12 protein-coding genes and 1 tRNA gene are annotated in these 10,675 nt (G+C 59.4%); 12 read left to right on the top strand and 1 reads right to left on the bottom strand.

What is annotated here, in order from left to right:
• Positions 1 to 25: 25 nt before the first annotated feature.
• From F506_RS10115 to F506_RS10135, 5 genes are all read left to right on the top strand, one after another.
• Positions 26 to 448 carry an Rrf2 family transcriptional regulator gene (locus F506_RS10115; RefSeq protein WP_083457740.1) on the top strand — a complete coding sequence of 141 codons (423 nt, stop codon included), beginning with the start codon at positions 26 to 28 and terminating at the stop codon, positions 446 to 448.
• A gap of 325 nt (positions 449 to 773) precedes the next feature.
• Positions 774 to 2,021 carry an MFS transporter gene (locus F506_RS10120; protein ID WP_053197112.1) on the top strand — a complete coding sequence of 416 codons (1,248 nt, stop codon included), beginning with the start codon at positions 774 to 776 and terminating at the stop codon, positions 2,019 to 2,021.
• 153 nt (positions 2,022 to 2,174) lie between these two features.
• Positions 2,175 to 2,558, top strand: a complete 384-nt coding sequence (locus F506_RS10125; RefSeq protein WP_053197114.1) for a DUF427 domain-containing protein — start codon at positions 2,175 to 2,177, stop codon at positions 2,556 to 2,558.
• 74 nt (positions 2,559 to 2,632) lie between these two features.
• Positions 2,633 to 3,043, top strand: a complete 411-nt coding sequence (locus F506_RS10130; RefSeq protein ID WP_053197116.1) for a hypothetical protein — start codon at positions 2,633 to 2,635, stop codon at positions 3,041 to 3,043.
• Between the two features lie 62 nt (positions 3,044 to 3,105).
• A tRNA-Pro gene (locus F506_RS10135) sits at positions 3,106 to 3,182 on the top strand.
• 154 nt (positions 3,183 to 3,336) lie between these two features.
• Here the strand turns inward: F506_RS10135 and F506_RS10140 are convergent.
• A complete protein-coding gene (locus tag F506_RS10140) occupies positions 3,337 to 4,095 on the bottom strand; it encodes a hypothetical protein (protein WP_053197118.1) in 759 nt (252 codons plus the stop codon).
• 206 nt (positions 4,096 to 4,301) lie between these two features.
• Between F506_RS10140 and F506_RS10145 the strand changes: the two genes are divergently transcribed.
• The 7 genes from F506_RS10145 to cheZ all read left to right on the top strand — a co-directional run bounded on the left by F506_RS10145 (position 4,302) and on the right by cheZ (position 10,517).
• A complete protein-coding gene (locus F506_RS10145) occupies positions 4,302 to 4,541 on the top strand; it encodes a hypothetical protein (RefSeq protein ID WP_053197120.1) in 240 nt (79 codons plus the stop codon).
• A 377-nt stretch (positions 4,542 to 4,918) separates the two neighbouring features.
• Positions 4,919 to 6,598: a methyl-accepting chemotaxis protein gene (locus F506_RS10150; protein ID WP_053197122.1), complete on the top strand. Its 1,680-nt coding sequence runs from the start codon at positions 4,919 to 4,921 to the stop codon at positions 6,596 to 6,598.
• A gap of 105 nt (positions 6,599 to 6,703) precedes the next feature.
• Positions 6,704 to 7,570: a CheR family methyltransferase gene (locus tag F506_RS10155; protein WP_053197124.1), complete on the top strand. Its 867-nt coding sequence runs from the start codon at positions 6,704 to 6,706 to the stop codon at positions 7,568 to 7,570.
• 3 nt (positions 7,571 to 7,573) lie between these two features.
• On the top strand, positions 7,574 to 8,176 hold the full coding sequence (gene cheD / locus F506_RS10160; protein ID WP_053197125.1) for a chemoreceptor glutamine deamidase CheD: 603 nt from the start codon (positions 7,574 to 7,576) through the stop codon (positions 8,174 to 8,176).
• Between the two features lie 95 nt (positions 8,177 to 8,271).
• Positions 8,272 to 9,351, top strand: coding sequence for a protein-glutamate methylesterase/protein-glutamine glutaminase (locus F506_RS10165; protein ID WP_053197127.1), 1,080 nt, complete (start codon positions 8,272 to 8,274; stop codon positions 9,349 to 9,351).
• Between the two features lie 118 nt (positions 9,352 to 9,469).
• Positions 9,470 to 9,865 carry a chemotaxis response regulator CheY gene (gene cheY / locus F506_RS10170; RefSeq protein ID WP_053197130.1) on the top strand — a complete coding sequence of 132 codons (396 nt, stop codon included), beginning with the start codon at positions 9,470 to 9,472 and terminating at the stop codon, positions 9,863 to 9,865.
• Position 9,866: 1 nt separating this feature from the next.
• Entirely contained in the window at positions 9,867 to 10,517 is a 651-nt protein-coding gene (gene cheZ / locus F506_RS10175; protein ID WP_053197132.1) for a protein phosphatase CheZ, read from the top strand.
• Positions 10,518 to 10,675: the final 158 nt, after the last annotated feature.

Here is a 10,675-nt window from a genome sequence, read left to right on the forward strand (position 1 = left end):
TATCTGTATCGAATATAAATACAGTATGAAGTCGAGTCGATTTGCCGTGGCGGCACACATATTGGTCAGCGTCGAGCACGCGACCCGGGGAGGGGAAGCTTTTTTGTCCTCCGCCGCCATCGCGGCCAGCGTCAACACCAATCCGGTGTTTGTTCGCGAACTGCTGCGCAAGTTGTCGAAGGCGCATCTGGTCGTGACCAAGGAAGGCAAGGGCGGCGGCGCGCAACTGGCGCGCGCGGCTTCGCAAATCAGCCTGGCTGAAATTTACCAGGCGGTGGAAGAAGAGCCGGTGCTCAAGCACAATACGCGGCCCAAGGATCCATGTTGCCGCGTCAGTTGCGGCATGGATATGGCGCTGGAACCGGTGATTTCCGAAGTCGAGGGCGCGATGCTGAAAGTGCTGAAGGGCAGGAAACTATCCGAACTGGTCACCACGATCTGCGGCTAGCAAGCGGGCCGGATCAACAATGAAATTCACGACAAGGCCGATGATCTGATTTTGGATTACCAGGCCTTGCGCATAAGGCGAAAAGCCGCATTCAGGGATGCTCGAAAAAGGAGGATCGGTCAACGGTCCTCATTTTTATTTCATAACTGTCATTAAAAATAAGACAGTTTTGGCGGCGGGCATCTGCAAGACGGGCGACGAAACAGGCAGGACATTGCATTTCACTGCAGCCGGCATCACCGGTTGGCGGCGGCTGCATGCATTCACACACAATCGATCCAAGGCGCTGGGGCGGCGCAGGGTCAAACAGATTCAGGAGTTTTTAATGGAAAAGAATATCGCGGTGAATAACGCGCCGGTCGAGGTCTCGCACGACCCGCTCAGCGCGGCGGAAAACGCGGCCTCGCCTTTGCGTTCGTGGTTGTCGGTAGTTGCAGTGGCGACCGGCGCGTTTGCTTTCGTCACGACCGAGTTCTTGCCGGTCGGCCTGTTGCCGCAGATCGCGCATGACCTCGGCGTATCGCCGGGAACCGCCGGCCTGATGGTGACGACGCCGGGTGTGGTCGCGGCCATTTCGGCGCCGGGTCTGATGCTTGGGGCGGGGCGCATCAACCGCCGCTTCATCTTGCTGATGCTATCGGTACTGTTGCTGGCATCGAACCTGGTGTCGGCCTTTGCGCCGTCGTTCGGCGTCATGCTGCTCGGCCGTGCGCTATTGGGAGCGGCTCTGGGCGGCTTCTGGACGCTGGCGCTGGCGACTGCCGGTCGTCTGGTGCGGCAGGAACATGCGGCCAAGGCAACGGCGATGATCCTTAGCGGAGTGACGTTCGCGACCGTTATCGGCGTGCCGCTCGGCACCTTCATTAGCGGCCTGTCGTCGTGGCGCGCATCGTTCATCGCGACCGGCATTCTGGCTGCGCTGGCATTGGCGGCGCAAACTTTGCTGTTGCCGTCGCTGCCGTCGAAGGCGGCGATCCGCTTCCGCGATCTGACTACGCTGGTGAGCCGCCGCAATCCGCGCAAGAGTTTGCTGATGGTGGCGCTGGTGTTCGGTGCGCATTTTTCGTCGTACACCTATATCGCGCCTTTCCTGGGGCAGAACGGCTTCAGCCTGACGCTGATCACGTCGGTGCTGCTGGCGTTCGGCTTCGTCGGCTTCGTGTCCAACCTGGTGATTTCCGCCTTCGTCACGCGTCATCTGCAGGCCTCGTTGTTCGGCGTGGTGGCGTTGCTGATGGTGGCCTTGTTCGCCATGCCGCTGGTGCACGCGTCGCAACTCGGCGTGACCGCGATGGTAATCGCCTGGGGCGTCGCCTTCGGTGCGATTCCCCTGTGCCTGAGCATCTGGCTGCAGCTGTCGTCGCCGGATTTGCCGGAAGCCGGTTCGGCGCTGTTCGTCAGCATCGTGCAGGTCGCCATCGCCGTCGGTTCTTTCGTCGGCGGGGTGGTGGTCGATGCGATGGGTATTCCATCGACGCTGTGGCTGGGTAGCGCGCTGGGCCTGCTGGGTCTGCTTGCGATTGCCAGCTTCGGCATGGGCAACAAGAAGCTCGACGAAATACTGAGCAAGTAATCGAAAGAAAGCCCGTGAGCTGAAACTCGCGGGCTTTTTTCATTGGTGAAGTCGTGATGCCGAATGCGGAACCAGTCGTACCGGCGTCTCTCCTATCATCACGCGAGGCGCGATCATGTTGATCGTGTTGTCGTCTCAACAAGGAGTTATCCCATGAGCGCAAAACCAGTCAAGGTCCCCGGACCGGATCATCCCATCACCATCACGCCGACTGCGGCCCGCGTGGTCGTCTCGCTGGCCGGCCGCACCATTGCCGATACACGTGCGGCACTCGCCTTGAAGGAGGCGAGTTATCCGCCGGTGTACTACATTCCCCGTGCAGACGTCGACCAGAGCCTGCTGGAGCGTACCGATCATCAGACCTATTGTCCTTACAAAGGCGAGTGCTCGTACTACAGCATCCCGATCGGCGGCGAACGCTCGGTCAACGCGGTCTGGAGTTACGAGGATCCGTATGCTGCCGTGGCGGCGATCAAGGATTACGTCGCCTTCTATCCGGATCGCGTGGATGCGCTTGAGGTACGTGATATCGCCTGATAGCGGGGCGTGTATTAAAGATGTTGCGACGGCGGCCGTTACCTGAGGATCACAATAATCAGCGGGAGCACGTCATGTTGATCGGCGCAAACGGCAATCTGCCGCAATCCGCGTATGCGAGCGATGCGGTCGGGACCAGGACAGAAAACGCTGCGCCTGTGGTTGCAAGTACGGCAACTGCAGCCGCTGCGCCATCCGTACAGATCGACAAGATCACGCTTTCGGCTGCTGCGGTGAGGCTGATCGAAGAAAATAGCCGGCTCGCCCAAGCCGCGGCGGGCAGCAGCGAAATCCCTGCGCCGGCAAGTCCTGACAGCAGGAAGGCAAAGAAGCGCCAGCCGAGTGCTTCGCCGATGCTGGATGTCGATGCCTTCCGCCTGATCCGCGAGAAGTTGCGCGCGCAGAATCTGCAACTGAAGGATCCGGGCCTGCAGGACAAGAAAAACAAGGATGACAAGGATCAGACCACGGCGGTCTCGCTATAATCATCGCGATCAATGTTGGCAGAGACAAAACAAATCCCACTCTGCTATAATTGTCGGCTCGTCGGGGCGTAGCGCAGCCTGGTAGCGTACTTGCATGGGGTGCAAGGGGTCGAGTGTTCGAATCACTCCGTCCCGACCAATAGAATCAAACCTCGCGGAGCAATCCGTAAGGAAAAACAGCACTGAATCGGCATCGCCGGTTCAGTGCTGTTTTGCTTTCCACCCTCGGAAATCAAAAATCGAAAATCAGAAAAGCATCTGCAGCCTTGCAGTCAGCCAAGGGAGCATTGACTTTAGAACGCGTACTGCACCCGCATCGTAAAGCTCTTGGCCGGACGGCCGCCGTTCTTGCCGATGAGGTAGGCCGTTTCATACAGGACCTTGTGCGCGTTGGGCAGGTACCAGGTGCCGAACAGCGCGGGGCCGATACGATGCGACTGGTCGGCTTTGCTGTTCCAATTGTCCCAGCGGCCGAGTTCGCCGAAGCCTTGCAGGCCGAAGTTGAGCAGCGGTTTCCAGTGTTGACGGACCTGCCATTGATATGCCAGTTGGGTGGCGTTGCTCTGGCTGGTGCGGTAATCGCGTTGCAGGAATAGGTTGGCGTTGAATTGGGTGCGCCAAATTTCCGTCTGGAAAACCGGCCCCCATTCCAGGCCGTAGCCGTCACCCCGTGCGTATTGCTCGACGTTGGTGTGAATGGCCAGGTCGAACCAGTATTGGCCCTGCGTCAGCAAGAAATCGTTTTGCCAGTTGAGGCTGCCGAAGCGTGTTCCTTGCGCGGCGGTCTGCGTGTAGACGCCATAGACTTCGGTGTACCACTGCGAAGTGACGCCGTAACCGATGCCGATTTCGGGCGAGCCGAACGGCGCGCTGTCGTGCTTCTTGGCGTTCCAGTATTTGTAGTCGACGGAGAGCTGGTTTTCGGCACTGTAGACGGACACGAGGTAGTAGCCGGTGGCGGCATGCGCGCTGCCGCAGACGATTGTGCCGGCGGCAAAGATCAGTGCGGCGACGCAAAACCGTGTCGCGCCAATCGGCTTTTTTACCTGCATCGGTGTTTTCCCCTTCCCGTTTTCGCCCCGGCATTGCGGTCGCAAGATTATCTGTTTCCCCGTATATGCCTTATCGCGTCCAGGCGCATATCGTCGGGTGAGTATAGCGCGCCCGCGCATTTGCCTGCTTCGGTGGCGGCATATCTTTTCCGCTTCGGAGTGCTGCGCTTTTCATGCTAGGATTCTGCGACTTTATGGAGATCCACATGGAAACACCTGATACATGGAAATTGCGCGCCGATGAACTGAGGCTGCAGATTGAGGCACTGCTGGAAGCGCAGCTTTGCGAGTACGAGTTATTGAATGAGAAGCTGGAAGAGTGGAAGAAGAATCCGGGCGCCGAATGGTTGACGATGGCCGACTATGAGCCCTGGCAGGCTGCGCTCAAATCGCTTGAGCTGGCGCAGCGCGCGCTGGATGAGCACATCAGCGTTCGTCCCAAGTAACATCCATGCCTCATCCCGCCGCCCCGGCATGACCGGCGGGCGGCGGCGACCTTTCCCTATCTCCCCCGAACGACACTCTGCTGTGCCTACCTGCGGGTACGGCCGGGGCAGTATACATTTCCTATGCATTCCTTTGAACGCTGTTCCTTGAGAATGCTCACCAAACGGTTCCGTATAAGTTACGCGTAAGTTATCCCTTGTAAGCTGGGTCAAAAATAGGGGAAGGCTGCGCGCCGATTTGCTCGAATCAGAACAATGGATAGCGGACGGCGCGGCGTATTCAGATTTTCTTCCTGATAAAAGTTGTTCGGATGACATCCGTGCATGCCAATGAGACCAAGACCAGGCATGACGGCAACTCGTAAGGAGACTGCTGTATGTTCGAGAGGAAAAGCAGGGCGCTGTCGCGCTCGCTGGACGTGCTGATTCAGGTCGTTGTTCCCATCGCCGTCGGCGCCGGCATTTTCGCCGGTCTCGGCGCGCTGGCCGTGCCGCTGTCGCCGTTGTGGCTGGCAGTGATTGCGACGGCGGCGGCGGTGATTTTGTCGCGTCTGTCGCGCCTGGCGCGGCGCGGCGAGTCGGACCAGGGCGGCGGCTTCGTCGACAAGATCGGCAGCGAGATTGATCACATCATGATCGGCGCCGCCGAGACTTCCTATTTCGTCGACTCCATCAAGAACAAGATCGCGCAGGACGTGCAGGCTGCAAACGGCATCGTCACCGGTTCGGAGCAGAACGCAAGCACCACCGAACAGATCGCGGCCAATGCCGAACGCGCCTCCAAAGTGGCCGCCGACGTGCGCGCCGAAAGCGTGGCCGGCCGCGCGGAGGTGGACCTTGGACTGGAGCAAATCGGCAAGGCGCGCACCGACGCGCAAAATGCGTCGGCGATGATGTCGGCGCTGCAGGAAAAATCCAAGCGCATCCACGGCATCACCGAAGTCATCAGCGAAATCGCCGCACGCACCAACTTGCTGGCGCTGAATGCCGCCATCGAAGCGGCACGCGCCGGCGAACACGGTCGCGGGTTTGCGGTGGTGGCAGGCGAAGTCCGGCAACTCGCCCAGCGCACCAAGGAAGCCACCGACGACATCGGCGCAATGGTGCGCTCGATTACCGAAGAAGCCGAGCGGGCTTCCGGCGGCATGCAGGCCCTGAGCACCAAGGTGCTGGAGGCGTCGCAGAATGTCGAGCGCGTGCACGGTTTCCTCGGCAACATCGAGCGCTCCGCCGGCATTTCGGAAGAGGAGATCCAACAGATCGCACGCGCCTCCCGCGAGCACGTCGAAACCACCCACCGCATTGCCGAAGCAATCCTCAAAATCCGCGACGGCATGCTGGCGACCGACATCGAGTTGCCGCGCGTGGCGGCGTCCGCCATGGCCTTGTCGGAACGCGCCGAACTGGTCTATGACGCCATCGCCGCCAGCAACGCCAAGACCCAGCACGACGACATCCAGAAAGTCGCAACGGCCGCCGCCAAGCGCATCGGCAAGCTGTTTGAGGAGGCTATCAGCGCCGGCCGGATCAGCGAAGGCGCCTTGTTCGACCGCACTTATAAACCGCTGCCCAATACCAATCCGCCCAAGCACACCACGCAATTCGACGCCTTCACGGATCGCGTGCTGCCGGATGTGCAGGAAGCGATTCTCGATGCCATGCCGCAACTGGCGTATGCCGGTGCGGTGGACAACAACGGGTATTTCCCCACGCACAACAAGAAATTCTCCAAGCCGCTGACCGGCGACTACGACACCGACCTGGTCAACAATCGCACCAAGCGCATCTTCAGCGATCGCACCGGAAAGCGTTGCGGGGCGAATACAAAACCCTTCCTGTTGCAGACTTATAAACGCGATACCGGCGAAGTCATGCACGATCTTTCGGTGCCGATTTACGTGAACGGCAAGCATTGGGGAGGCTTCCGCGTCGGCTACCGTTCCAGCCAGGCGCAGGAGGCGGCGCCTGCGCAGGCTGCCGCTCCGGCGGCCAAGCAGCTTAAGCAAACGGTCAAGACCGAGAACAGCAAGGGATTGGTGCGCCAGATCTCGGCTTGAACAGCTTGACCGGGAAGGGCAGGTTGATAGACTATTCGACAACGGGGGTAACCTATCGAGAATGCTGAGAAAGCGATAGGTCCGGATTAGAAAAGGAACATCAACTTGAAACCTGCTCCGCAGAATAAGCTCGATTCTGTCAAAGAGTTCGATTTTACGAATCGCGATTTTGACAGGGTCCGGGATCTTATCTATAAGCGCGCCGGCATTGCGTTGGCCGAAAGCAAGCAGGAAATGGTCTATAGCCGCCTGGCGCGGCGCCTGCGCGCGACCGGCATTGCCTCCTTCGTGCAATACCTGGACATGCTGGAACGCGGTGGCGACACCGACGAGTGGGAGGCGTTCACCAATGCGCTGACCACCAACCTGACGTCGTTCTTCCGCGAGTCGCATCATTTTCCGATCCTTGCCGATTTCGTCAAGACGCTCAAGGAGCCGGCCACCGTCTGGTGTTCGGCCGCCTCCACCGGCGAAGAACCCTACACGATCGCCATGACGCTGTGCGAGGCTTACGGCACGCTGACGCCGCCCGCGCAGATCATCGCCACCGACATCGACACCAACGTGCTGGCCACCGGCGCCAACGGCGTCTATCCGATTGAACGCATCGACAAGCTTTCGCCCGAGCGCATCAAGAAATTCTTCCTGCGCGGCAAGGGCAACCAGGAAGGCTACGTCCGGGTGCGTCCGGAATTGCGCAAGCTGGTGACCTTTAAGCAACTGAACCTGCTGGCCGACGGATGGCCCCTGACCGGGCAGTTCGACGTCATCTTCTGCCGCAACGTGATGATCTATTTCGACAAGCCGACGCAGAGCAAGATCCTGTCTCGCTTCGTGCCGCTCATGAAACCGCATGCGCTGCTGTTTGCGGGCCATTCCGAGAACTTCCTGTATGTCTCCGACGCCTTGAAGCTCAAGGGGAAAACGGTCTACGAGCTTGGAGCCGCAACGCAACGCAAGGCGGGGAAATAAGCCATGAGCCAAGGCCAGGATCAATTCGCTTCCAACGTCTACTACGACCGCACCTTCGATTGCGATGCGGCCAAGATATTGCCGGGCGAATACTATTTCACGCACAAGGACATGATGATCGTCACGGTGCTGGGTTCGTGCGTGTCCGCGTGCATCCGCGACCGCGTCACCGGCATCGGCGGCATGAATCACTTCATGCTGCCCGACAGCGGTGATGGCGACAGCCCGATTTCGGCATCGATGCGCTACGGCACTTACGCCATGGAAATTCTGATCAATGACGTGCTCAAGGCCGGCGCCCGGCGCGAGAACCTGGAAGCCAAGGTATTCGGCGGCGGCAACGTGCTGCGCGGCTTCATCGCCATCAACGTCGGCGAACGTAACGCGCAGTTCGTGCGTGATTATCTGAAGGCGGAAAATATTCGCGTGGTCGCGGAAGATCTTAACGATATCTGGCCGCGTAAGGTATATTTCTTCCCCCGCACCGGCAAGGTGCTGGTCAAAAAGCTCAAACAATTGCATAACAACACACTGGTGAATCGCGAACAGGATTACGCCAGCAAGCTGGTCGCCAAACCGGTGGGCGGCGCAGTCGACTTGTTTTGACGCTGGTGTTTTAGCGTCTGCATTGCAAGCGGCAAAGTTTTTTATCCGCCTCTGCCGGGTGTTGCCGAGGCGAGTTTCAGGAAAGTACGGATCGTATGAAAATAAAAGTATTGATCGTCGACGACTCGGCATTGATCCGCAGCGTCATGAAAGAGATCATCGGCAGCCAGCCTGACATGGAAGTCGTGGGCGTTGCCCCCGATCCCATCATTGCGCGCGATCTGATCAAGCAGACCAACCCTGACGTCCTCACGCTGGACGTTGAAATGCCGCGCATGGACGGCCTCGATTTCCTCGAGAAACTGATGCGCCTGCGGCCGATGCCGGTGGTGATGGTGTCGTCGCTGACCGAGCGCGGCTCGGAAATCACGCTGCGCGCGCTGGAATTGGGTGCGGTCGACTTCGTCACCAAACCGAAGATCTCGATCCAGAGCGGCATGCAGGAATACACCGACATGATTGCCGACAAGATTCGCGCGGCGTCCAAGGCCAGTATCCGCCCACGCGCGATCCCGCATCCGGATGCGGCCAAGGCGAGCGGCGGCGAACCGCTGCCGCAGATGCGCAATCCGCTGCTGTCGAGCGAAAAGCTGATCATCATCGGCGCCTCCACCGGCGGCACCGAGGCGATCAAGGAATTCCTGATCCGCATGCCCTCGGACTGTCCGGGCATCCTGATCACCCAGCACATGCCGGAAGGCTTCACGCGCTCCTTCGCGCAACGCCTCGACAATCTGTGCAAGATTTCGGTCAAGGAAGCCGCGGGCAACGAACGTGTCCTGCCTGGCCACGCCTACATCGCGCCTGGCCATTCGCACCTCAAGCTGGTGCGCAGCGGCGCCAACTACATGACCCAGCTCGATCAGGGGCCGCCGGTCAACCGCCATCGGCCGTCGGTCGACGTGCTGTTCAATTCGGCAGCGGCCTGCGCCGGCAAGAACGCGGTCGGCGTGATCCTGACCGGCATGGGCAAGGACGGCGCTCTGGGGATGCTGGAGATGCGCAATGCCGGCGCCTATAATTTTGCCCAGGACGAAGCCTCGTGCGTGGTCTTCGGCATGCCGCGCGAAGCGATTGCAGTGGGTGGGGCGCATGAGGTGCTGGCGCTGCAGGCCATGCCGGGCCGCGTCTTGAGTTACCTGGCCGAGCACGGCAGCCGTGCATTGCGGGTGTAGTTCGAGTACCATTCAGCCATCCACGAAATTTCACGGGTAGTTAGCTGTCGGGCCTTAAGTTTTGCCGAATTAGTGTCGTTATCGTCAACAATAGTTTCGAATCAATGGAGTAATAATCATGGCAGGCCCAAATACCAAGTTTCTCGTTGTAGACGATTTCTCCACGATGCGCCGCATTGTCCGTAACCTGCTCAAAGAGCTCGGCTACACCAATGTGGACGAAGCCGAAGACGGCGTGCAAGGTTTGCAAAAACTGCGCAGCGACCAGTTCGATTTCGTGGTGTCGGACTGGAACATGCCAAATATGGACGGCCTGACCATGCTGCAGGAAATCCGCAAGGATCCGGCGCTGTCGAAGTTGCCGGTCCTGATGGTGACTGCCGAAGCCAAGAAGGAAAACATCGTTGCCGCCGCGCAAGCCGGCGCCAATGGTTACGTGGTCAAGCCATTCACGGCCGCAACTCTTGACGAAAAGCTCGGCAAGATCTTCGAAAAGCTGGAGGCCGGAGGCTAACGTGGATACCGCATCCCAGGGAGCAGTGCCGCCGGGCGCACCGGTAGCGGAACAGCAGGATCAGTTCCTGGCGCGTATTGGCCACATGACGCGCAGTTTGCATGACAATCTGCGCGGACTCGGTTTCGACCGTTTGCTTGAAAAAGCCGCCAGCGACATGCCGGACGCGCGCGATCGCCTCGAATACGTGGCGATGATGACCGAGAAGGCTGCCCAGCGCGTGCTGAACGCGACCGAAACCGCCGGCCCGATGCAGGACGCCATCGGCGAGGGTGCAAGTACGCTGGCTGCGGAGTGGAAGGCAGTCACGGACGCGCCGTTTTCCGAGAGCGATTACCGCGCTTTGGCGGAAAAGACCCAGGCTTACCTCGGTGCAACACGTGAAAACGTCAGCCTGACCAAGCAGCAATTGCTCGACATCATGATGGCCCAGGACTTCCAGGACCTGACCGGGCAGGTGATCAAGCGCGTGACCGAAGTGGCGCACGATATCGAAAGCCAGCTGGTGCAGTTGTTGGTCGATTATTCGCCGCCGGAAGCCAAGCGCGAAGATAGCGGCCTGCTGAACGGTCCGCAGATCAATCCGACCGGTCACAACGTGATTGCCAACCAAAGCCAGGTGGACGATTTGCTGGAAAGTCTCGGCTTTTAAGTTGTTTTAACGATAGTTTGCATGCTTGCGGTGTTGTTTCGAGCGGTTTTTACAACTGCTCAGCGACACCGCAGACCGCCGTCCTGTCTGCCTTCACGCCCTGAAGGCAGATATGGCGCGCTTCTCCTGCTCCGAAATACGGGGCGTTTCGCCCCTTA

This window comes from Herbaspirillum hiltneri N3 (assembly GCF_001267925.1).
GTDB classification, from domain to species: Bacteria; Pseudomonadota; Gammaproteobacteria; order Burkholderiales; family Burkholderiaceae_D; genus Herbaspirillum; species Herbaspirillum hiltneri.

Excerpts from the sequence above, each read along its gene's own strand:
- F506_RS10165 (WP_053197127.1), top strand. The coding sequence starts at position 8,272 with ATGAAAATAAAAGTATTGATCGTCGACGACTCGGCATTGATCCGCAGC.
- F506_RS10120 (WP_053197112.1), top strand. The coding sequence starts at position 774 with ATGGAAAAGAATATCGCGGTGAATAACGCGCCGGTCGAGGTCTCGCAC.
- F506_RS10150 (WP_053197122.1), top strand. The coding sequence starts at position 4,919 with ATGTTCGAGAGGAAAAGCAGGGCGCTGTCGCGCTCGCTGGACGTGCTG.
- F506_RS10140 (WP_053197118.1), bottom strand. The coding sequence starts at position 4,095 with ATGCAGGTAAAAAAGCCGATTGGCGCGACACGGTTTTGCGTCGCCGCA.
- F506_RS10115 (WP_083457740.1), top strand. The coding sequence starts at position 26 with ATGAAGTCGAGTCGATTTGCCGTGGCGGCACACATATTGGTCAGCGTC.
- F506_RS10130 (WP_053197116.1), top strand. The coding sequence starts at position 2,633 with ATGTTGATCGGCGCAAACGGCAATCTGCCGCAATCCGCGTATGCGAGC.
- F506_RS10145 (WP_053197120.1), top strand. The coding sequence starts at position 4,302 with ATGGAAACACCTGATACATGGAAATTGCGCGCCGATGAACTGAGGCTG.
- cheD (WP_053197125.1), top strand. The coding sequence starts at position 7,574 with ATGAGCCAAGGCCAGGATCAATTCGCTTCCAACGTCTACTACGACCGC.
- F506_RS10125 (WP_053197114.1), top strand. The coding sequence starts at position 2,175 with ATGAGCGCAAAACCAGTCAAGGTCCCCGGACCGGATCATCCCATCACC.
- cheY (WP_053197130.1), top strand. The coding sequence starts at position 9,470 with ATGGCAGGCCCAAATACCAAGTTTCTCGTTGTAGACGATTTCTCCACG.